We start from the raw sequence: 19,970 nt of genomic DNA on the forward strand, positions 1-19,970 counted from the left end.
CTTCAATAAACCCAGCGATAATGCTGGAGATCGATATGGCCGCTGCCGGAGACCTGCACACCCTCGGCCAGCAGCGCCTGACGCTGCCGCTGTAGATCGGGGCCGGTGAGGGAGATATCGCCATGGCGATTGACCACCCGATGCCATGGCAGGGTGGACCCTTCCGGCAGGCGCTTCAATACGCCGCCCACCTGGCGCGCCGCGCGCGGTGAACCTGCCAGCCGGGCGACCTCGCCGTAGGTCGTGACATACCCTTCCGGTATCGACGCCACGATGTGCCAGACGCGTTGGGGAAATGAGTCGTGCGGAGCCATTTTCTGTCCTGTTACCGGCAAAACGTCAGCATAAGCGCTAAGCCAGGAGCTGTACAGCCGGCCTGGGTCAGGCGGCCTGTTCGACGGTGAACGTCAGAGCGAGGCCGAGGATCTGCATGCCATGGACATTGTCCGAGGCTGAGCTGGCGATGAGACTTTCAAGAAATTTCAACCGCTGCGAAGTGGCGTTGATGATCAGCCTCGCGCGCAGGCCCGGCATGGTTAACGACGAGATAGGGTACACCACCCGACCGCTGATATAGACCGGCAGCTTGCGTAGCTCCACCTGGCGCAGCACGCCGACGGTGGAATAGAGCAGCGCCAGCGGCGTAACCGCCCGCACCGGCGCGGGACTGATGGTCGCGAAGTCGAGCATTTTTTCAGGACGCAGGTAGTTTACGCCCTGAAAGGCGATGGTCATCCCTTCAATAGCAGGTAAAGGCAGAGTGATGGTCTGTGGTGATGAGTCAGTCATTCGATTACCGTCGAGACAATGTACTGGTGATAAAAGAGGACGAAGAGGATAAGTATGGTGGATAACCCGGATGTGTGCTGAGCGCGGGCTCGCAATCTCACAGGCTGACCGTGAGTGGCTGGTTTTATTCGCGTTATTGCGCAATAAACCAGCAGGCGGACGGTGTGAGCTTGCAATTCACCAGGTCAGCAGGGATAATGCGCCAGCGCGTTAGGCAACTAACGCTCTCAATGGGGGCTCTGTTGGTTCTCCCGCAACGCTACTCTGTTTACCAGGTCAGGTCCGGAAGGAAGCAGCCAGAGCAGACGACGTGTGTGCCGGGATGTAGCTGGCAGGGCCCCCACCCATTTCTCCCGCCTGGTGTTTCCCTTATATTTGTCCGGTTTTTACTCCTGCAATAATTAATTTCTGATAAAGATCGCATATTAGTTTTTGTTGTTAAAACCCCCTTCTTTTATTCCATAATATTTACTTGTCATAAATCTGAAATACTACTGAAATATTAATGTCATTTGCATGTCATAAATAAAGCGCATCTTACTGATGGGAATTTGTTGCCAGGCTCATGCTGTAAAATATATCTCTGGATCAGCATGTTAACTTCGTGTATTAATTATGATGATTTTATTGCACGGGAAGCGTAGCTATGACCACAGTGGTTTTGAATGTAAAAATTGACGCAGAGCTAAAAGAAAAGTTGCGTCATTTTGCGGAAGTTAATAACGAGAACCTGGGAACGGCAACGGAAAAGCTGCTGCAGCTGGCTTTTCAGCTGGAGGAGTCAGCAGGTGAGGCGGGGGTGACGGAAGAGGACATTGACAGCCAGCATACCGAAGAGGAAGCAACGCCACTTACCCCTAAAGAAATCAAAGCATTAAGAAAACTTCTGAAGAAGAAAAAATGAAACAACAATTCTCTACAGCCAGCAACTATAGCGAAGCTTGCGATATGTTGCGCTCAGGATACGTAAAACACGTCCGCCTGAACTGGAATATCGGTAGTGATGAGTTCTTTCGCATTGCTTCCGACTGGTGTGACACCGGCGCTAAAATCAAAAAAGATGAAGATGGCTTTATTATTTCCCTGAAAGGGTTTCCTATTCCGCGCCAGCATTAATGAAATTGCCTTCTTTCTGTCATTGGGTTGCCATAACCAGAGGGCAGGATAGCCAGGCAATTTTATAAAAACATCTCATATACCTCATGGATGAAGGTCATTTGACGGGCTGAAGTCAGCCCGTCGCTATTTTCTTATATTATTTTTCGCAAACGTGTATTTTCCTTCTGTTCAGCAAGGCTTTGCCACAGCGGTTGTAGCGTGGAGAAGGCCCGGCGCAATGCTTCATCCGGCAGCGTAAACGGCAGACGTAAATAGCGATCGAACGCCCCTTCCAGCCCAAACCGCGTACCGGTGCCGATATGGATCCCCTGGCTTTCCGCACGCGCAGAGAACAGGGTGGCCAGCATGTCAGGAAGTTCCACCCAAAAAGAGAGCCCACCTTCCGGTGGCGAAAACCGCCAGCGGGGAAAATATTCCGCCATCAGCGTTTCGCACATGTCCCGGCGCGCCTTGAGCATATCCCGCCGCGGCGGCAGCAGTGTGGCGGCATTTTCCAGTAGCCAGCTGCAGGCCAGTTGCTCCAGCAGCGGCGTACCCAAATCCAGCGAATCGCGGGCCTGAATAAGCGAGGCGATGGTCCGCGCGCTGGCGCGGATCCAGCCGATACGTAGTCCCCCCCAGAAGCTTTTCCCGGCCGAACCAATGGTGAGCACCGCGGCATCGGGATTAAAGCTGGCCAGCGGCGGGGGCGGCGGCGCGTTATACCAAAGGTCGGCCATGGTCTCGTCGATTACCAGCGTTGTTCGCGTCCTGGCGGCGATGTCCGCAACCCGCTGGCGGGTGGGGGCATCCATACAGCGTCCGGTGGGGTTGTGAAAATCCGGCATCAGCCACGCCAGCCGCGGCGCAGTCTGCGCAATAGTCGCCGCCAGTCCATCGCAGTCCCATCCCTGCTGCGGAAGCGCAACCCCGACGGGGCGGCAGGAGGCGCCCTGAATGGCGCTGATGGCCATCGGATAGGTGGGGGAGTCAATAACCACCCGATCGCCCGGCCCGGTGAACAGGCGCAGGATCAGCGCGAAGGCGCTGAGGGCGCCGTTGACCACCATCACCTCATCGGGCCGCGTCGGCAGACCGCGTTCGCTGTAGCGCCGGGCAATCGCCTCCCGCAGCACCGGCAGCCCCTGCTGGTCATAGCCAGTCTGTGCGAGATAGGGCGGCAGCAGGGTCATAGCGTGCTGGAAGGCCTGATGGACCTCCGGCCCGGCGCTGAGGGCGGCGGTAGAGAGATTAAGCGTAGATGAGATGCCGGCAGGCAGAGGAAGATCGGCGGGGCGTTCCGGCAAAACAATGCGTGACCCGCTCCCCTGGCGGCTGTAGAGAAAGCCCTCCTCCCGCAACTGGCCGAGGGCGCTGGCGATGGTGGTCCGGCTGACGTTCAGGGCCGCCGCCAGCTCGCGCTCGCCGGGCAGGCGCGTTTGCAGCGTCAGGCGACCATCAAGGATCAGCAGGCGGAGCGCTTCCGCCAGCTGGCGCCATAGCGGCGTGCGTGAGCTGGTCTCCTGCCAGTTGCCGAGCAGGCGTACCAGCGATTGGGTTCCAAAGCGCCGGGCTGACATAGCGATCCACTTTTCCAAAACTGGCCATTAATTATCAGTCCATTTTTGCTGATGATGAGGGCATTCGCAATGATGTTGAGGAAAAAATATGCTTCGTCGCCTGCTGCAGTTATATATTGGTCTGGTGCTTTACGGCGTGTCCACGGCGCTCTTCGTGCATGCCAATCTCGGCGCCGATCCGTGGGATGTTTTCCATCTCGGGGTGGCTAAACAGCTGGGTATCAGTTTCGGTACGGTGATTATCCTGACCGGCGCGGCGGTACTGCTGCTGTGGATCCCGATCCGGCAAATGCCGGGGCTCGGCACGGTGAGCAATGTCATCGTGCTGGGACTAGCGGCGGACGCCACGCTGGCCGTCCTGCCGCCGCTGGAGTCGATGGTGGCGCGCAGTGCGCTGCTGGTAGGAGCGATTGTGCTGAACGCTATCGCTACCGGAATGTATATTGGCGCGGGCTTTGGCCCCGGGCCGCGCGATGGCCTGATGACCGGTCTGCATGCTCGCACTGGTTGGTCACTGCGCGGTATCCGGACGGCGATCGAGCTTTCCGTACTGCTGATTGGCTGGCTGCTGGGGGGCAAATTTGGCGTCGGAACCGTCATCTACGCGCTGTCGATTGGGCCGCTGATCCAGCTGTGCCTACCGTGGTTCAGCCAGCCCGTCAGCCGCAACGCGGTCAGCCCTCCCCGGGAAATAGTTTCCTGAATTAACCCATCGCCCTCTTCATCACGGAGAGGGCCTTTCATCGCTTACAGGCCGCTCAGGCCATGAAGCATCATGTAGATCCCCACCACAATAATCAGTAAGCCTGAGAACCAGGGCGCCTTGCGCGAGAGGTCGTTAAGCCACGGCCAGCGGCGGGTGGCATGTTTAAGGCTCAGGGCGGCGATGGCCCCGGAAGCCACCAGCGTCAGCGCCAGACCAACGCTAAAGCCCAGCACCAGCGTGGCGCCCAGGGAGAATTTCTTCAGCTGTAAACAGATAAGCAGCACGGTAATGGACGCCGGGCAGGGGATCAGCCCCCCGGTCAGGCCAAACAGCACGATCTGCCCGGTCGTCACCTGGCGGCCATCAAAGCGCCGGTTGATCTCCTGAGCATGAGCCCGCTGATGCGCGTCCTGCCACTCCTCCGCCACCAGCGGCGCGGCGGATGAGGACGCATGGTGATGGTCATGGCGGTGATCATGGTCATGGTGGTGCTCATGTTCATGGTGGTGCTCATGTTCATGGTGGTGCTCATGGTGCGTGTGAGGCTGCGATTCGCGCCAGGTGCGCCAGAGCATCCAGCAGGCAATCAGCACAATGACAATCCCTGAGACCAGCTGAAACCAGGGTTCAGAGGTTTGGGCGTTCCAGCCGCGGCCAAACCACAGGCCGGCCATGGCGATCAGCCAGACCACTGCCGTATGGGAAACCGTGGCCGCCAGCCCCAGCAGTACCGCCTGTTTTAAGGTTCCTCGCACCGCCACGATAAAGGCGGCCATCATTGTTTTTGAGTGCCCGGGTTCGAGGCCGTGCAGCGCGCCGAGCAGTATTGCGCTGGGTATAAACAGCCAGGCATTGCCCTGCTGCAGAAGGGAAGTGAAATCGTTCATATCGGGATCCTTGCCAAAAGTGCGATTATCCTACTCCCCCCCAGTAGTAAAATACTACCCCCCAGTAGATAAAGCGGCTAATAAAAAGGATCATGGTATGCTGGCAGGCGTTGCTGACCACGCAGGTCGGTAATCCCGGACAGAATGAAACGGTGGATCGTGCAATGTCACATACAGTTCGACACAAAAAGATGTTACTGACCCGGCTGAAGAAAATTCAGGGGCAGAGTACCGCGTTAGAGAAAATGCTTAATCGCGAGCATGAGTGCGCTGAAATATTACAGCAGCTGGCGGCGATCCGCGGCGCGGTCAACGGCATGATGCTGCAGGTTATTCAGGGGCATCTTACCGACCATGTGGTGAAAGAGCCTGACGAGACGCAGCGCGAAGCGGATCTGGAGACGGTGATGCAGGTGATTAAATCCTATCTGAAGTAGCGCCCCCTGACGTTCCGCTCAAGCCACCCGCCGCTTAATACGCATGGAGGTTATGCTCTGCCCACAGAATGAACTGCTCTTTTGGCAGCGCTTTGCTGTAAAGCCACCCCTGGGCGTACTGAACGCCATGCTGGCGCAGCCAGTCGCGCTGGCTTTCGGTTTCCACCCCTTCGGCGACGGTGGCCAGATTGAGCGCTTTGGCCATTTCAATAATGTGCGGCGTCAGCGGCCGGTACTCGAGGGTATCGACAAAAGATTTATCGATTTTCAGCGTGTCGACGTCCAGTTTCTGCAGATAGCTCAGGCTGGAGTAGCCGGTGCCAAAGTCATCAATCGAGATCCGATGCCCGGCCTGACGGTAGTGAGCGATCACCGGCATGGTGGTCTCCGGGTCGACAAACCCGCGCTCGGTGATTTCAAGGATGATCTGTTCGGCGGCGATCCCCCAGTGCTGCAGCTGATCGTGTAACAACGTCGGTAGGGTGGGCGAGCGTAAATCATCTACCGACAGGTTGATGGATATGTGCACTTCCGGCCGCTGCCGCAGCCAGGGACCGAGATCGGTAAAAATTTTCCTGACGATATCTTCCGTCAACTGCGTAATCAGCCCGGTCTGCTCGGCCAGAGGAATAAAAATATCCGGCGATAAAAAGGTGCCGTCGGGTTGCTGCCAGCGGGCCAGCGCCTCGGCCCCGGCGATTTTCCCGTCCTGCAACGAGATTATCGGCTGATAGTGAACCTGAATCGCTTCGGAGTTGAGGGCGTCCAGCATACTGTTGCGTGGTGATCGCAGGTGCCTTAGCAGACGCAGCAGCAGCCAGGTGGCGAGCAGGCTGGTGAAAATGCCGGCAGGGAGCCAGAAGAACAGCTGCTGTCGAATGCGCTGCTGCAGCGGCAAGGTTGAAGACCAGGTTACGATGCCAGAGCCCAGCTCGGGAATGCGCTGGATCCGGTAGACTGTGTTATCCAGAGTAAGCATATCCACATGCGGATCTTTAATGCGTTGCCAGACTTTCGCCGGCAGCGGCTGACTGCTGATCACCATTTTCTGGTGGTCCAGGCCAAACAGCATGGTATGGATCTTCTCTTCGCTGGCGGGAACGACATCAATAAAGGATACGGGGTCGATCATCACCATGTGCTGCCGGCTGCCCATGGCCGTCATCTGATGATCGAGGCCAAGATCGTTAATTGAGGTCAGCCAGGTGCGATAGCCGTCGGGGGCAATATGGTCCGGCGGGGGGAAGGTGACCGCGACGCTATGGTCTTCCAGGGAGGAGCATTGCGGCACGGAATCACGCAGCCAGAGCACTTCCTGAATGTAGCGATGGGTATAGGCGATGCGGCGGAGCGTAAGCAGATGTTCAGGGCTACAGGAGGCGGCGGTGTGTGCGTCAGCCTCTCGTAACGCTTCCCGGGCCTGGTCGGCAACCTGCAGCGTCCGAACGACGATACGGTTGGAATAGTCATCCAGTTCACGATAGAACTGCATTTTGGCCTGCCGCGCCGCCTGCCAGATGCTGAGTGAAATGGGCAGGATGATGGCCAGTATCAGCACTCCTGTAAACAGCGCCATCAGATGCCGGGTCCTCATGCCTGTGTCCTTATCGTTCGCCGGGTGTCATCAGTATATGCGAAAGATAATTCGGGCGCAGCGGGAGAAAACGCGTCGTTTGGGGAAAAAGCCGGCATCACAACAGGCTGCGATGCCGGGAGAGAAGGATGATTCCGATGTAGCAGAATAAAAATGAGGGTGTGAATGCCGGGCAGGGTGTGTTCCGGCATTCAGTCGCAGCATACGCTGCGCAGATGACAGCAATATGTTAGCTAGTGTGCATCCGGCGCCGGGATATCAGCGCTGATGCGCAGGTCGTTCTCATCAAACACCATGCAGAAGCGCTCATCGAAAGCCAGCTTAATTTTCTGCCAGGGGCGGAAATGGACGTCGCCGGGCAGCAGAACCTTGACGTTGTCGTGGCCGTAGCACTGGCCGAACAGATAGGTATTGTTGCCCAGACGCTCCACCACTTCACATTGAAACTCCACCACGGTACCGGTGGCGACTTCCGGGGTGAGGTGCTCCGGCCGGATCCCCAGCGTCACCGCAGCGCCGGGCTTCAGCGGTTGGGTGGCGATATTCAGGGCCAGCTGATGGTCCTGCGCGAGGGTGACCGTTAAGCGTTCCGGCTGCCAGTCGCTGACGATAGCCGGCAGAAAGTTCATCTTCGGCGAGCCGATAAAGCCGGCGACGAATTTGTTGACCGGATTGTAGTACAGCGCCATCGGCGAACCCATTTGTTCGACTTTCCCGTAGTTCATGACCACGATTTTATCGGCCAGCGTCATCGCCTCCACCTGATCGTGCGTGACATACACCATAGTGGTCTTCAGCTCCTGGTGCAGACGGGCAATATGCAGGCGCATATCGACGCGCAGCTCCGCATCAAGGTTAGAGAGCGGCTCATCGAACATAAATACCCGGGGATTACGCACGATCGCCCGGCCAATGGCCACGCGCTGCCGCTGGCCGCCAGAGAGCTGCTTCGGTTTACGATCCAGCAGGTGCGAGAGCTGCAGCGTTTTAGCCACCATTTCCACCTGGCGACGGATCTCCGTTTTCGGCACTTTATTCACCTTCAGCCCGTAGCCCATGTTCTCTGCCACCGTCATGTGCGGATAGAGCGCATAGGACTGGAAGACCATCGCCACGCCGCGGCGGGCGGGCACGACATCATTCATCACCTCATCGCCGATCAGTACTTCTCCTTCGCTGACCTCTTCCAGCCCGGCAATCATGCGCAGTAGCGTCGATTTTCCACAACCGGAAGGGCCGACGAAGACGGCAAACTCGCCATCTTCAATATCGAGATTGACCTGGTGCAGCGTCACCGTGCTGCCGAACCTTTTGGTGACATTCCTCAGTCGTATATTGGACATCCACATTCCCCGGAGTGAGTAGCTGTTATTTGCCGTTGGCTTATCGCTATGTTGAGTGTGATTTGTATTACGTGTAACAAATCGGTGTGACGATGTTCAACAGCAGTAAAATCATGCCCTGACTATAACTTCCGCGGATTTTGCGCCATACAGGGACGTTTCATTTCTGCAAGGATGATCACACAACTGGCAGCTTATGGTAGTTTTATCAACGATCAAAGCGTAGCGTATAACAAAAGCGCATCAGAACATGTTTTCCACGTAATACGGCAGTTCGAAAAGATTTATTTTTCTAACTGGCAGACGGAATTCAAATAAAAACCATTAAATTGTTATACCTTCACATGAGGTTGATAATGAAAAAGAACACGCTTGCTGCACTGATCCTTACCACCCTGGCGGCGGGGCAACTCGCCAGCCTGCAGGCGCATGCCGCCGGGCAGCTCAACGTCTGGGAGGACATTAAAAAATCCGCTGGCATCAAAACCGCGGTTAGCGATTTTGAAAAGCAGTACAACGTGAAGGTCAATCTCCAGGAGATGCCCTACGCCCAGCAACTGGAAAAACTGCGCCTCGACGGCCCGGCGGGCATTGGGCCGGACGTGCTGGTGATCCCGAATGACCAGCTCGGCGGCGCCGTGGTACAGGGACTACTCTCGCCGCTCAGCGTCGATCAGGCGAAACAGGATGCCTTTACGCCAGCCTCCATCAATGCCTTCCGCATGGACAACGCGCTGTATGGGATCCCGAAGGCGGTGGAAACCCTGGTGCTTATCTACAACAAGGACCTGATCGACAAGCCGCTGGACAGCCTGCAGGCCTGGCTGGACTACTCGAAAACCCAGCGCGAGCAGAACAAATACGGCCTGCTCGCCAAGTTTGACCAGATCTATTACAGCTGGGGGGCGATTGGCCCGATGGGCGGCTATATCTTTGCTAAAAACGACAGCGGCGGCTTTAACCCGCAGCAGGTGGGTCTCAATACCCCCGGCGCCGTCGAAGCCGTCACCTTCCTGAAAAAATTCTATGCCGAGAAGGTCTTTCCGGCGGGGATCCTCGGCGATAACGGGCTGAATGCCATCGATTCCCTGTTTACCGAGAAAAAAGCGGCGGCGGTGATCAATGGCCCCTGGGCCTTCCAGCCGTATGAAGCCGCTGGCATTAACTATGGCGTGGCGCCCCTGCCGACCCTGCCGGACGGCAAGCCGATGAGCTCCTTCCTCGGCGTCAAAGGCTATGTAGTATCGACCTGGAGTAAAGACAAAGCGCTGGCGCAACAGTTTATCGAGTTCATCAACCAGCCGCAGTATGTGAAAGCCCGCTATGTCGCCACTGGCGAAATTCCGCCGCTGAAGGCGATGATTGACGATCCGGTGATTAAAAACGACCAAAAGGCCAGCGCCGTCGCCATCCAGTCGGCGCGAGCGGTGGCGATGCCGGGCATTCCCGAGATGGGGGAAGTGTGGGGGCCGGCCAACGCCGCGCTTGAACTGAGCCTCACCGGTAAGCAGGCGCCGCAGGCCGCGCTCGATAACGCGGTGAAACAGATCACGATGCAGATCGAAGCGATGCAGGCCAGCAATCAGTAATTCACCGTCACGTGAAGTCACCGAGCGGGAGGGGGACCTCCCGTTTGTAGAAGGAGTCGAGTGTGAGCATCCATTCCAGCGAAAATTTTAGCGACGCACGCGGGCCCGGGCGCCATGCATGGTGCGGCCTGCTGCTGGCAATCGTGCCGGGTTTCGGTCAGTTTTATCATCGCCAGTGGCTGAAAGGGCTGGTCTTCCTGGTGCTGCTGAGCAGCTTTCTGGGGATTTTTTATGATTTCCTGCGTGAGGGGTTGTGGGGGTTATATACCCTGGGTGAAGAGGTACCGCGGGATAACTCTATCTTCCTGTTAGCCGAGGGGATTATCAGCGTGCTGATCGTCGCTTTCGGCGTGCTGATCTATTTTCTCTCGCTGCGGGATACGTGGCTCAACGGCAAAAAACGCGATGAGGGGATCGCCCTCAACAGCGTGCGTAAGCAGTACCAGATGCTGCTGAGCGACGGCTTTCCGTACCTGATGATCACCCCGGGCTTTATTCTGCTGGTGTTTGTGGTGATCTTTCCAATTCTGTTCGGTTTCGCCATCGCCTTCACCAACTACAACCTGTACCACACCCCGCCGGCGAAGCTGGTGGACTGGGTGGGGCTGAAAAACTTTATTAATATTTTCACCCTCTCCATCTGGCGCTCCACTTTCCTGGATGTGCTGCAGTGGACCGTGGTGTGGACGCTGCTGGCTACCACCCTGCAGTGTACGGTGGGCGTGCTGCTGGCGATTCTGGTCAACCAAAAAGATCTGCGCTTTAAGCCGCTGATCCGCACCATCTTTATTTTGCCGTGGGCGGTGCCGGGGTTTGTCACCATTCTCGTTTTTGCCGGCATGTTCAACGACTCCTTCGGGGTCATCAACAACGCGATCCTGTCCTTTTTTGGCATCAGTCCGAAGGCATGGCTCACCGATCCGTTCTGGACTAAAACGGCGCTGATCATGATGCAGACCTGGCTTGGCTTCCCGTTTGTCTTTGCCATGACCACCGGCGTGTTGCAGGCGATCCCGGACGATCTGTATGAAGCGGCGACGATGGACGGCGCCAGCGCCTTTACCCGTCTGCGCACCATCACCCTGCCGCTGGTGCTGTATGCGATCGCGCCGATCATCATCACCCAGTACACCTTCAACTTTAATAACTTCAACATCATTTACCTGTTCAACAACGGCGGCCCTGCGGTGGCAGGCTCTAACGCCGGCGGGACGGATATTCTGGTGTCGTGGATCTATAAGCTGACGATGTCTTCGTCGCAGTACGCCATCGCGGCGACCATCACGATCCTGCTGTCGATCTTTGTCGTCGGCCTGGCGCTGTGGCAGTTCCGCGCCACCAAATCCTTCAAAAATGACGACATGGCGTAAGGGAAGCAACATGGCTCAATCACCCAGTATTAAACGCGAAAAGTGGATCCGGCTCTCTCTCACCTGGCTGGTGGTTATTCTGGTCTCAGTGGTGATTATCTATCCGCTGGTCTGGACGGTCGGGGCGTCGCTGAACGCCGGCAATAGCCTGCTCAGTACCTCAATCATTCCGGAAAATGTGTCGTTCCAGCACTATGCCGATCTGTTCAATGGCAATGTGAATTACCTCACCTGGTACTGGAACTCGATGAAAATCAGCTTCCTGACCATGGTGCTGACCCTGATTAGCGTTAGCTTTACCGCTTACGCCTTCTCCCGCTTCCGCTTTAAAGGGCGGCAGAACGGGCTGATGCTGTTCCTGCTGCTGCAGATGATCCCGCAGTTTTCCGCGCTGATTGCCATCTTTGTGCTGTCGCAACTGCTTGGCCTGATAAACAGCCACCTGGCGCTGGTGCTGATCTACGTCGGGGGGATGATCCCGATGAATACCTGGTTGATGAAAGGGTATCTCGACGCGATCCCTAAAGACCTGGATGAGTCCGCTCGCATGGACGGCGCCAGCAGCTTTCGCATCTTTATCGAGATCATCATGCCGTTGTCGAGGCCCATCCTCGCGGTGGTGGCGCTGTTCTCGTTCACTGGGCCGCTGGGGGATTTCATCCTCTCCAGCACCATCCTGCGCACCCCGGATAAATACACGCTGCCTATCGGTCTGTATAACCTGGTGGCGCAAAAAATGGGTGCCAGCTACACCACCTACGCGGCGGGGGCGGTGCTGATTGCCGTACCGGTGGCGATCCTCTACCTGGCGTTACAAAAATACTTTGTCTCCGGCCTGACCTCGGGCAGTACTAAAGGATAAGCACATGAAAAGATTCACCCCCGCATGGCTTGCGGTTTGTCTGGCATGCAGTTTCTCCACCTCTTCTCTGGCCGCGGACGCGCTTGCAACCCGCGCGTTTCAGGGCATGCCGGCGGACTTTATCAAAGGCGCGGATATCTCCACGCTGCTGGATGCCGAAAAGCACGGGGCGACGTTCTACGACCAGAATAATCAGCGCAAGGATCCGATCGCGATTCTGAAAGAGAACGGCGTCAACTATGTTCGCCTCCGTCTGTGGGTGGATCCGCAATCGGCGAGCGGTGAGGGCTATGGCGGCGGAAATAACGACCTGGCCACCACCCTGGCGCTGGCGAAACGGGCGAAAGCCCAGGGGATGAAGCTGCTGCTTGATTTTCACTACAGCGATTTCTGGACCGATCCCGGCAAGCAGTTCAAGCCGAAAGCCTGGGAAAAGCTGGATTACCCGCAGCTGAAAACGGCGATTCATGACTATACCCGCGATACCATCGCCCGCTTTAAGCAGGCAGGCGTCCTGCCGGATATGGTGCAGATCGGCAACGAAATCAACGGCGGCATCCTGTGGCCGGAAGGGAAAAGCTGGGGGCAGGGCGGCGGAGAGTTCGACCGGCTGGCTGGCCTGCTGAACGCGGCTATCGCTGGCCTGAAGGAGAACCTGCGCCAGGGCGAGCAGGTGAAAATCATGCTGCATCTGGCCGAAGGGACCAAGAACGATACCTTCCGCTGGTGGTTTGATGAGATCGACAAGCGCCATGTACCGTATGACGTGATTGGTCTGTCGATGTACACCTACTGGAATGGCCCGATCAGCGCCCTGAAGGCCAATATGGATGACATCAGCAAACGCTATAACAAAGACGTCATCGTCGTCGAGGCGGCCTATGCCTATACCCTGGCCAACTGCGATAACGCGGAAAATAGTTTCCAGGCGAAAGAGGAAAAGGATGGGGGATATCCCGCCAGCGTACAGGGGCAATATAACTATATTCACGATTTAATGCAGGCGGTGGTTGATGTGCCAGACCAGCGTGGTAAAGGTATTTTCTATTGGGAGCCTACATGGATTGCCGTGCCGGGAAATACCTGGGCCACCCCGGCGGGGATGAAATATATCCACGACGAGTGGAAAGAGGGTAATGCACGTGAAAATCAGGCGCTATTTGATTGCCAGGGAAAAGTATTGCCGTCGGTAAAAGTTTTTAATTAATTTTTTTGTCGTCTTTTTCAGGAAGTTTATTATGAATAAATTTGCACCTTTACATCCGAAGGTTAGTACGCTGCTGCATGGCGCGGATTATAATCCGGAGCAATGGGAGAATGACCCCGATATTATTGATAAAGACATTGCCATGATGCAGCAGGCAAAATGCAATGTGATGTCGGTGGGAATATTTAGCTGGGCGAAACTGGAGCCACGCGAAGGGGTATTTAATTTCGCCTGGTTGGATATTATCCTCGATAAACTGTATGCCGCCGGCATTCATGTCTTTCTGGCCACGCCGAGCGGCGCGCGTCCGGCGTGGATGTCGCAGCGCTATCCGCAGGTTCTGCGGGTGGGGCGCGATCGGGTGCCGGCCCTGCACGGCGGCCGTCACAACCACTGTATGTCGTCACCGGTCTATCGCGAGAAAACCCTGCAAATCAATACCCTGCTGGCAGAACGTTATTCCTCACACCCGGCGGTGCTGGGCTGGCATATTTCCAACGAATATGGCGGTGAATGCCATTGCGATCTCTGCCAGAACCGTTTTCGCGACTGGCTGAAGGCGCGTTACCAGACCCTGGAGAACCTCAACCAGGCCTGGTGGAGCACCTTCTGGAGTCATACCTATACTGACTGGTCGCAGATTGAATCGCCTGCGCCGCAGGGCGAGATGTCGATCCACGGTCTCAATCTTGACTGGCATCGCTTTAACACCGCTCAGGTGACCGATTTCTGCCGCCATGAAATTGCTCCGCTGAAGGCGGCGAATGCCTCCCTGCCGGTGACTACCAACTTTATGGAGTATTTCTACGATTACGACTACTGGCAGCTGGCGGAGGCGCTGGATTTCATCTCCTGGGACAGCTATCCGATGTGGCACCGCGATAAAGACGAAACCGCGCTGGCCTGTTACACCGCGATGTATCACGACATGATGCGCAGCCTGAAGGGCGGCAAACCGTTTGTGCTGATGGAGTCCACCCCGGGCGCCACCAACTGGCAGCCGACCAGCAAACTGAAGAAGCCGGGAATGCATATTCTTTCCTCGCTGCAGGCGGTGGCGCATGGCGCCGACTCGGTGCAGTATTTCCAGTGGCGGAAAAGCCGCGGTTCGGTTGAGAAATTTCACGGCGCAGTGGTCGACCACGTCGGACATATTGATACCCGCATTGGCCGCGAAGTCTGCCAGCTCGGCGAGATCCTCAGCAAGCTGCCGGAGGTGAGGGGCTGTCGCACCGAGGCGAAAGTAGCGATTATCTTCGACCAGCAGAACCGCTGGGCGCTGGATGACGCCCAGGGGCCGCGTAATCTTGGGATAGAATATGAGAAGACGGTCAACGAGCACTACCGCCCGTTCTGGGAGCAGGGCATCGCCGTCGATGTGATTGACGCCGATGTCGATTTAACGCCGTATCAGTTAGTGATTGCCCCGATGTTATATATGGTGCGCGACGGCTTTGCCGGTCGGGCGGAGGCGTTTGTCGCCAACGGCGGCCACCTGGTGACCACCTACTGGACCGGTATCGTCAATGAGTCCGATCTCTGCTATCTCGGCGGCTTCCCGGGCCCGCTGCGCAATCTGCTGGGGATCTGGGCGGAAGAGATCGACTGCCTGAATGACGGCGAGTTTAATCTGGTGCAGGGGCTTGCCGGGAATCAGTGCGGTCTGCAGGGCCCTTATCAGGTGCGCCATCTCTGCGAACTGATCCATATCGAGAGCGCCCAGGCGCTGGCCACCTACCGGGATGATTTTTATGCCGGACGGCCGGCTGTGACGGTTAACGCGTTCGGGAAAGGCAAAGCCTGGCATGTGGCCTCCCGCAACGATTTAGCCTTCCAGCGCGATTTCTTTACCGCCCTGAGCAAGGAGCTGGCCCTGCCGCGGGCGATAGCGACGGAGTTACCACCCGGCGTGGTGGCGACTGCGCGCACCGACGGTGACAACGCATTTATCTTCCTGCAGAACTACAGCGCGCAAAACCATACCCTGACCCTGCCGCAAGGGTATCGGGATTGCCTGACCGACGCGGCGGTATCGGCTCCACTGACCCTGTCGGCATGGGATTGCCGTATTCTCCGTCGTCACGCGTAATTTCTTCTTCTCCACGCCTGCTCTGACGAGCAGGCTTTTTTTTATCTTAAACCTGGAGTTTATTATGGTGAGTTTAAAATCCTTCCTGCACTATTTCTCCCCAGCGCGTCCGGCACAGCCATTAAGCGAGGCGGAAAAACAGCAAATCGAGGCGCTGATTCAGGCCTTTGGTGGCGAAGCGAATATTACGCAAGTGGACGCCTGTATTACCCGTCTGCGGGTTAGCGTTCGCCATCTTGCGGCCGTGGACTCCGAAGCATTACAGCAGCAGGGCGCGCTGGGGGTTATTATTCTTGGTCAGCAGGTGCATGCTATTTTCGGTAAACAGTCCGATGCGCTGCGTCAGCTTCTGGATGAACATTTTGCCGCCCGGAAATAAATAAAACGGGATAACCTGAAAGCAGGTTATCCCGAAAATAAGACAAAGACAGCAGTGGCAATAAAGTTTACCGGAAGATAATTAACAGTCTTACAGCAGGAGATAAAAATAACGTATGAGTCTTAGCCGTGCGCAATTACCACCAGGCCTCAACCTGCACGCCGAAATTCCAGGTATTATTCGCCGTCTGGTCTTCAAACGGTTTACCATCTTCGGAATCATTCAAATATGAAGCAAAAATGCGTAATTCCGGACGTGACATAAAGTCTGGCCCGTCCGCCAGGCCCAACGCAATGGTGTATTTCTCACCGGCCTGTTTGTAGCTGGTGCCATTGTTGTAGCTGTCTTTCTGATAGAAACCGCCGACTTCGCCAATCAGGCGCACGTAGTCGGTGAACTGGTACTGCCCGCGGGCGACCAGCGACAGCATCCGCGTTTTGTCGGTATAGTCGGTAATGTCATCCGCCGAGCCCCAGGTCAGAACGTGGTTGATAGAAAACTTCTCAGTAATCGGGATCAGGCCGGTGTTAATCACGCGATAACCGGTGGCGTCGTTCACGTAGTTCCACATATCGTACCAGCCGCCGCCCTGGGAGACCATGTTCTGCGCCAGGCCTTTGTTGGCGTACTGCAGCACGGTTTTGTTATAGCCGCCCAGCATATCCTGACTGATTTCACCGGTCAGCATGACGCCGTTGTCAGCATCGTACAGTCCGCCGTAGCTATCCTGTTTTTTGGTGGTGTTTGGCATCGCGTAGTCGATACCGAATTCGGTCCACGAGCCCGCCCATGGCTTCCAGCCCGCGTAGCGTAAATCGATATAGTTGATATTGACGTTGCTGTCGCCATCGACGCGATAGTCAACATCGTTGGCATCGCCGCGGATCCAGGCCAGCGAGACGGCGCCCGGGCCGAGGGTGTAGTTTTCCACCCCGGCTCCGGAGCCGGAAATGTTCCAGTATTTGGTATCGATGATATGCAGATCATGGCGCTGGTAGTAACGTTTACCGCCCCAGATCACCGCATTCGGATCGCCAGGGATCAGCCCCTTTATCTGCAGGTTCAACTGACGTAAGCCGAACTGTGCATCATCGTTCAGCGTGGTTTCATTATCGTTAGAGCCGTCGGAGACCATGCTGACCATACTGTCGAGATAGAAGCTGACGTCATCTTTCTTATAGACCTCAGAGCCCAGCTCCAGCTCGCCGTAGGTATCCGACTCGTTCCCCAAACGGCCCAGCTTATTTTTTTGCCATTCCGCTTCGCTACCGTCGCCGGAGACCCCAACCCCGGCGCGCATATAGCCATGGAAATCGATCGTTGGGATCGCGGCGGTGGCCGCAAACGCGGAAGGAGCGATTAGCGCAGCGGCTAACGCGACTGAAAGGGCGCGCAGTGTAGTGTTCATCTCTATCCTCTTATTGTTTTGTATTACGTTCACATAACTGGTGTCATAAAATGCCTAAATGTAACTTCAGGCAAATGAGATATGATTATTGTGTGACTAACTGCAAATAATCACGGTGTTTTTTGTTGCGATGGGTGAGATGATTCACAATTCGCTGTATTGTGAACGTAATACTTTTATCGCTATTGTTTTGCAGTGAGAGGTGGCGGTGAGCGTTTTTTCAAATGGCCCCTGTTACAATCATGGGATAACAACATAAGGAACCGGACCATGAAGTCTAAAAGCGCTACTCTGGAAGACGTCGCACGCCATGCGGGCGTCTCTTACCAGACCGTGTCCAGGGTACTCAACAAATCAGCTAATGTATCCGAAGCGACGCGTCGCAAGGTGGAGAAATCGATAGAGGCCTTACGCTATGTGCCAAACCGGCTGGCGCAGCAGCTGGTGGGGAAGGAGAGCCAGACGGTCGGGCTGGTGACTATTTCTCTGGCCTGGCATGCGCCTTCCCAGGTGGCGGCGGCGGTAAAACGCTATGCCAACCTGGAAGGTTACCAGGTTCTGATTTCGATGATCGATGAGAGCGTCAACCAAAGTATCCAGGATTCCATCAATGAGCTGAAATCTCAGCGGGTGGATAAAGTCATTATCAACGTGCCGCTGGAGACCGAACAGGCGCAGAAAATCGCTGCTGACAACGATGATATCGTCTGCCTGTTTCTCGACGTTGATCCCTACAGTTCCGTGTTTAACGTTTCGTTTAACCCGGCGGACGGCACCCGGGCCAGCGTCAAATATCTCTATGAGATGGGGCATCGGGAGATCGCGCTGCTGGCGGGGCCGGACAGCTCAGTCTCGGCCAAACTCCGGTTAAAAAGCTGGCTGGAGACCCTGGATGGTTACGGTCTGAAGCCGGTGACCGTCCTGCACGGCAACTGGGATGCGCAGAGCGGCTACGCCGGCGCGCTGCAGATGCTGCGCGAAACGCCTAATTTCAGCGCTGTGCTGGTGGGTAATGATCAGATGGCGCTAGGGGTGCTCAGCGCCTTCCATCAGCATCAGGTGGCGGTGCCGGGTGAGAAGTCGGTTATTGGCTATGACGATACCTACGAAAGTTCCTTTTTCTATCCGGCGCTGAGTACCGTGTCGCTCGACCTCGACCTGCAGGGGAAAGAGGCGGTGCGGCGGATCCTCGCCAGCACCAGCGGGGCGCCTCATACCTCATCCATTCTGCCGGCGCGCCTGGTGATACGCCATTCCAGCGGCGCCCGAATCGAGCAGGGAAAAGATCTGCAGGCCATTGCGGAACAGCTCCGCGCCATCGCCCACCGTCTGGCACCCTGACGCCAAAGGCGGGGAAACTCGCCTTATCACCTTACCCCCAAATTGAGCAGGGTTGATCTTTGTCACAGCACGGCGTAACCTTATTGTTATGTTATAACGTCATAAAGAGGTCATCATGAAAGCCCATATCCATCCTCCCTATCGTACGGTGGTGTTTCACGACACCAGCGCGAATGAGTATTTTAAAGTCGGCTCAACTATCCGCACCGATCGCGTGATTGAACTCGATGGCGAAACTTTTCCGTATGTGACGATCGACGTCTCCTCGAAATCGCATCCGTACTACACGGGCAAACAAAAAACTTTCGCCAATGAAGGCAGTGCAGCCCGATTCCGCCAGCGCTTCGGCGGCTTTATTGATGCGAAAAGGAAAGCATGATGCAGGTCGTCAACTCATTACGTAGCGCTAAACAGCGCCACCCGGATTGCCAGCTGGTTAAACGCAAAGGGCGGCTGTACGTTATCTGTAAGAGCAACCCCCGCTTCAAAGCGGTACAGGGGCGCAAAAAACGCCGTTAACGGAAACTCTCCAGCGAGCGGCGCTGTTGGCCGTCGGCGGTAAAATTGTCGGCGGCCAGCCATTGGCGCATGGTGTAATCCAGCTCCGGCCATTCGCCGTCTATCACCGAAAACCAGTCCGTGTCCCGGTTGTGTCCTTTACTCACCAGCGCCTGGCGAAAACGTCCTTCGTACTGAAACCCCAGCCGCCTTGCCGCCCGGGCTGATGGGATATTAAGACTGTTGCATTTCCATTCATAGCGACGGTAGCCGAGCGTATCAAAGACATACTGCATCAACAGCCAGTGCGCTTCGGTGGCCATGGCCGTTCGGCTCAGTAACGGTGAAAAATGCACATGCCCCACCTCTACCACACCGTGAGCGATATCGATACGCATTAACGCCAGCGAGCCGACCGCTTTCCCTCGCTGCTGGTCAACGACGGCAAAATGAATCGGGTCTGCCAGCGTGGCGACCTGCTCCACCCAGGCACTGAATTCTGCAAGGTTGCTCTCAGGTTCACGCAGCAGCCACGTCCAGCTGCGGGCGTCTGGCGCCAGTTGATGAGCGGCGAACAGATCGCTGGCATGAGCAAGAGTCAGCGGTTCGAGCCGACAACGGCTGCCCTGTAATACCTGTCGTGTCGGCCAGGGGCGCGGCTGCCAGTCAGGCAGCGCGACGCCGAGCGCCTGGCCAAACTGATTATATTCGCACATTACGGTTTCCTTGTTGGGGATTTACAGGCAGCGTACGCGCTCGCTGGTTCCATAAAAAGTGCCATTAGAGTATGTTT

At 56.3% G+C, this 19,970-nt stretch carries 21 protein-coding genes and 1 other RNA gene; 14 read left to right on the forward strand and 8 right to left on the reverse strand.

Translation table 11 applies throughout. From position 1 onward, the window contains the following. Nucleotides 1–2: 2 nt before the first annotated feature. Both HMPREF3140_RS22380 and HMPREF3140_RS22385 read right to left on the reverse strand, forming a co-directional pair. Nucleotides 3–314, reverse strand: a complete 312-nt coding sequence (locus HMPREF3140_RS22380) for an MGMT family protein (protein WP_032410926.1) — start codon at nt 312–314, stop codon at nt 3–5. Between the two features lie 67 nt (nt 315–381). After that, entirely contained in the window at nt 382–789 is a 408-nt protein-coding gene (locus tag HMPREF3140_RS22385) for a dTDP-glucose pyrophosphorylase (RefSeq protein ID WP_004178755.1), read from the reverse strand. A 240-nt stretch (nt 790–1,029) separates the two neighbouring features. Here HMPREF3140_RS22385 and ffs point away from each other — a divergent pair. The 3 genes from ffs to HMPREF3140_RS22400 all read left to right on the forward strand — a co-directional run bounded on the left by ffs (nt 1,030) and on the right by HMPREF3140_RS22400 (nt 1,905). Next, an RNA gene (ffs, locus tag HMPREF3140_RS22390) (signal recognition particle sRNA small type) lies at nt 1,030–1,126 on the forward strand. Nucleotides 1,127–1,435: 309 nt separating this feature from the next. Continuing rightward, nucleotides 1,436–1,693: a hypothetical protein gene (locus tag HMPREF3140_RS22395; protein WP_004147352.1), complete on the forward strand. Its 258-nt coding sequence runs from the start codon at nt 1,436–1,438 to the stop codon at nt 1,691–1,693. After that, nucleotides 1,690–1,905, forward strand: coding sequence for a hypothetical protein (locus HMPREF3140_RS22400; RefSeq protein WP_004142688.1), 216 nt, complete (start codon nt 1,690–1,692; stop codon nt 1,903–1,905). Before HMPREF3140_RS22395 ends, HMPREF3140_RS22400 begins: the two co-directional genes overlap by 4 nt. Nucleotides 1,906–2,039: 134 nt before the next feature. Here HMPREF3140_RS22400 and HMPREF3140_RS22405 read toward each other — a convergent pair whose 3' ends face one another. After that, a complete protein-coding gene (locus HMPREF3140_RS22405; protein ID WP_032410927.1) occupies nt 2,040–3,467 on the reverse strand; it encodes a MocR-like transcription factor YczR in 1,428 nt (475 codons plus the stop codon). 88 nt (nt 3,468–3,555) lie between these two features. Between HMPREF3140_RS22405 and HMPREF3140_RS22410 the strand changes: the two genes are divergently transcribed. Further along, a complete protein-coding gene (locus tag HMPREF3140_RS22410) occupies nt 3,556–4,170 on the forward strand; it encodes a membrane protein YczE (RefSeq protein ID WP_004177248.1) in 615 nt (204 codons plus the stop codon). A gap of 44 nt (nt 4,171–4,214) precedes the next feature. Here HMPREF3140_RS22410 and HMPREF3140_RS22415 read toward each other — a convergent pair whose 3' ends face one another. Next, a complete protein-coding gene (locus tag HMPREF3140_RS22415; protein ID WP_048270469.1) occupies nt 4,215–5,060 on the reverse strand; it encodes a nickel/cobalt efflux protein RcnA in 846 nt (281 codons plus the stop codon). A 164-nt stretch (nt 5,061–5,224) separates the two neighbouring features. Here HMPREF3140_RS22415 and HMPREF3140_RS22420 point away from each other — a divergent pair, with 164 nt between their 5' ends. Continuing rightward, nucleotides 5,225–5,497, forward strand: coding sequence for a metal/formaldehyde-sensitive transcriptional repressor (locus HMPREF3140_RS22420; RefSeq protein ID WP_002891985.1), 273 nt, complete (start codon nt 5,225–5,227; stop codon nt 5,495–5,497). A 34-nt stretch (nt 5,498–5,531) separates the two neighbouring features. On the opposite strand, the gene HMPREF3140_RS22425 is transcribed toward HMPREF3140_RS22420, so the two are convergent. Further along, a complete protein-coding gene (locus HMPREF3140_RS22425) occupies nt 5,532–7,091 on the reverse strand; it encodes an EAL domain-containing protein (protein WP_032410930.1) in 1,560 nt (519 codons plus the stop codon). A gap of 233 nt (nt 7,092–7,324) precedes the next feature. After that, entirely contained in the window at nt 7,325–8,434 is a 1,110-nt protein-coding gene (locus HMPREF3140_RS22430) for an ABC transporter ATP-binding protein (protein WP_004178760.1), read from the reverse strand. Nucleotides 8,435–8,790: 356 nt separating this feature from the next. Here HMPREF3140_RS22430 and HMPREF3140_RS22440 point away from each other — a divergent pair, with 356 nt between their 5' ends. The 6 genes from HMPREF3140_RS22440 (at nt 8,791) to HMPREF3140_RS22465 (ending at nt 15,930) form a co-directional block, all read left to right on the forward strand. Then, nucleotides 8,791–10,023, forward strand: a complete 1,233-nt coding sequence (locus HMPREF3140_RS22440) for a maltodextrin ABC transporter substrate-binding protein (RefSeq protein WP_002891991.1) — start codon at nt 8,791–8,793, stop codon at nt 10,021–10,023. A 62-nt stretch (nt 10,024–10,085) separates the two neighbouring features. Beyond that, the gene (locus HMPREF3140_RS22445) at nt 10,086–11,393 is read left to right on the forward strand and encodes a carbohydrate ABC transporter permease (protein WP_032410931.1); all 1,308 of its coding nucleotides are present in this window, start codon (nt 10,086–10,088) and stop codon (nt 11,391–11,393) included. A 10-nt stretch (nt 11,394–11,403) separates the two neighbouring features. Beyond that, nucleotides 11,404–12,255: a sugar ABC transporter permease gene (locus tag HMPREF3140_RS22450; protein ID WP_000079398.1), complete on the forward strand. Its 852-nt coding sequence runs from the start codon at nt 11,404–11,406 to the stop codon at nt 12,253–12,255. A gap of 4 nt (nt 12,256–12,259) precedes the next feature. Further along, nucleotides 12,260–13,462 (forward strand): glycoside hydrolase family 53 protein, encoded by a 1,203-nt coding sequence (locus HMPREF3140_RS22455; protein WP_023341113.1) that lies wholly within the window; start codon nt 12,260–12,262, stop codon nt 13,460–13,462. A gap of 31 nt (nt 13,463–13,493) precedes the next feature. Beyond that, a complete protein-coding gene (locus tag HMPREF3140_RS22460) occupies nt 13,494–15,551 on the forward strand; it encodes a beta-galactosidase (RefSeq protein ID WP_032410932.1) in 2,058 nt (685 codons plus the stop codon). Nucleotides 15,552–15,615: 64 nt separating this feature from the next. After that, a complete protein-coding gene (locus HMPREF3140_RS22465; RefSeq protein ID WP_002892003.1) occupies nt 15,616–15,930 on the forward strand; it encodes a glucose PTS transporter subunit EIIB in 315 nt (104 codons plus the stop codon). Between the two features lie 136 nt (nt 15,931–16,066). Here HMPREF3140_RS22465 and HMPREF3140_RS22470 read toward each other — a convergent pair whose 3' ends face one another. After that, nucleotides 16,067–17,338: a maltoporin gene (locus tag HMPREF3140_RS22470; protein ID WP_004177240.1), complete on the reverse strand. Its 1,272-nt coding sequence runs from the start codon at nt 17,336–17,338 to the stop codon at nt 16,067–16,069. Nucleotides 17,339–17,608: 270 nt separating this feature from the next. Between HMPREF3140_RS22470 and HMPREF3140_RS22475 the strand changes: the two genes are divergently transcribed. The 3 genes from HMPREF3140_RS22475 to ykgO all read left to right on the forward strand — a co-directional run bounded on the left by HMPREF3140_RS22475 (nt 17,609) and on the right by ykgO (nt 19,198). After that, nucleotides 17,609–18,679: a LacI family DNA-binding transcriptional regulator gene (locus HMPREF3140_RS22475; protein WP_002892007.1), complete on the forward strand. Its 1,071-nt coding sequence runs from the start codon at nt 17,609–17,611 to the stop codon at nt 18,677–18,679. 115 nt (nt 18,680–18,794) lie between these two features. Continuing rightward, nucleotides 18,795–19,058, forward strand: coding sequence for a type B 50S ribosomal protein L31 (locus HMPREF3140_RS22480; RefSeq protein WP_002892011.1), 264 nt, complete (start codon nt 18,795–18,797; stop codon nt 19,056–19,058). Then, nucleotides 19,058–19,198 (forward strand): type B 50S ribosomal protein L36, encoded by a 141-nt coding sequence (gene ykgO, locus HMPREF3140_RS22485; RefSeq protein WP_002892018.1) that lies wholly within the window; start codon nt 19,058–19,060, stop codon nt 19,196–19,198. Before HMPREF3140_RS22480 ends, ykgO begins: the two co-directional genes overlap by 1 nt. Here the strand turns inward: ykgO and HMPREF3140_RS22490 are convergent. Further along, on the reverse strand, nt 19,195–19,893 hold the full coding sequence (locus HMPREF3140_RS22490) for a GNAT family N-acetyltransferase (RefSeq protein ID WP_025861660.1): 699 nt from the start codon (nt 19,891–19,893) through the stop codon (nt 19,195–19,197). The two genes, ykgO and HMPREF3140_RS22490, sit on opposite strands and share 4 nt — an antisense overlap. Nucleotides 19,894–19,970: the final 77 nt, after the last annotated feature.

Origin of the sequence: Klebsiella sp. HMSC16A12 (assembly GCF_001808265.1) — a bacterium.
GTDB classification, from domain to species: domain Bacteria; phylum Pseudomonadota; class Gammaproteobacteria; order Enterobacterales; family Enterobacteriaceae; genus Klebsiella; species Klebsiella pneumoniae.

Excerpts from the sequence above, each read along its gene's own strand:
- HMPREF3140_RS22400 (WP_004142688.1), top strand. The coding sequence starts at position 1,690 with ATGAAACAACAATTCTCTACAGCCAGCAACTATAGCGAAGCTTGCGAT.
- HMPREF3140_RS22480 (WP_002892011.1), top strand. The coding sequence starts at position 18,795 with ATGAAAGCCCATATCCATCCTCCCTATCGTACGGTGGTGTTTCACGAC.
- HMPREF3140_RS22420 (WP_002891985.1), top strand. The coding sequence starts at position 5,225 with ATGTCACATACAGTTCGACACAAAAAGATGTTACTGACCCGGCTGAAG.
- HMPREF3140_RS22405 (WP_032410927.1), bottom strand. The coding sequence starts at position 3,467 with ATGTCAGCCCGGCGCTTTGGAACCCAATCGCTGGTACGCCTGCTCGGC.
- HMPREF3140_RS22415 (WP_048270469.1), bottom strand. The coding sequence starts at position 5,060 with ATGAACGATTTCACTTCCCTTCTGCAGCAGGGCAATGCCTGGCTGTTT.
- HMPREF3140_RS22425 (WP_032410930.1), bottom strand. The coding sequence starts at position 7,091 with ATGAGGACCCGGCATCTGATGGCGCTGTTTACAGGAGTGCTGATACTG.
- HMPREF3140_RS22395 (WP_004147352.1), top strand. The coding sequence starts at position 1,436 with ATGACCACAGTGGTTTTGAATGTAAAAATTGACGCAGAGCTAAAAGAA.
- HMPREF3140_RS22475 (WP_002892007.1), top strand. The coding sequence starts at position 17,609 with ATGAAGTCTAAAAGCGCTACTCTGGAAGACGTCGCACGCCATGCGGGC.
- HMPREF3140_RS22465 (WP_002892003.1), top strand. The coding sequence starts at position 15,616 with ATGGTGAGTTTAAAATCCTTCCTGCACTATTTCTCCCCAGCGCGTCCG.
- HMPREF3140_RS22450 (WP_000079398.1), top strand. The coding sequence starts at position 11,404 with ATGGCTCAATCACCCAGTATTAAACGCGAAAAGTGGATCCGGCTCTCT.
- HMPREF3140_RS22460 (WP_032410932.1), top strand. The coding sequence starts at position 13,494 with ATGAATAAATTTGCACCTTTACATCCGAAGGTTAGTACGCTGCTGCAT.
- HMPREF3140_RS22410 (WP_004177248.1), top strand. The coding sequence starts at position 3,556 with ATGCTTCGTCGCCTGCTGCAGTTATATATTGGTCTGGTGCTTTACGGC.
- HMPREF3140_RS22470 (WP_004177240.1), bottom strand. The coding sequence starts at position 17,338 with ATGAACACTACACTGCGCGCCCTTTCAGTCGCGTTAGCCGCTGCGCTA.
- HMPREF3140_RS22490 (WP_025861660.1), bottom strand. The coding sequence starts at position 19,893 with ATGTGCGAATATAATCAGTTTGGCCAGGCGCTCGGCGTCGCGCTGCCT.
- HMPREF3140_RS22455 (WP_023341113.1), top strand. The coding sequence starts at position 12,260 with ATGAAAAGATTCACCCCCGCATGGCTTGCGGTTTGTCTGGCATGCAGT.
- ykgO (WP_002892018.1), top strand. The coding sequence starts at position 19,058 with ATGCAGGTCGTCAACTCATTACGTAGCGCTAAACAGCGCCACCCGGAT.
- HMPREF3140_RS22380 (WP_032410926.1), bottom strand. The coding sequence starts at position 314 with ATGGCTCCGCACGACTCATTTCCCCAACGCGTCTGGCACATCGTGGCG.
- HMPREF3140_RS22440 (WP_002891991.1), top strand. The coding sequence starts at position 8,791 with ATGAAAAAGAACACGCTTGCTGCACTGATCCTTACCACCCTGGCGGCG.
- HMPREF3140_RS22430 (WP_004178760.1), bottom strand. The coding sequence starts at position 8,434 with ATGTCCAATATACGACTGAGGAATGTCACCAAAAGGTTCGGCAGCACG.
- HMPREF3140_RS22385 (WP_004178755.1), bottom strand. The coding sequence starts at position 789 with ATGACTGACTCATCACCACAGACCATCACTCTGCCTTTACCTGCTATT.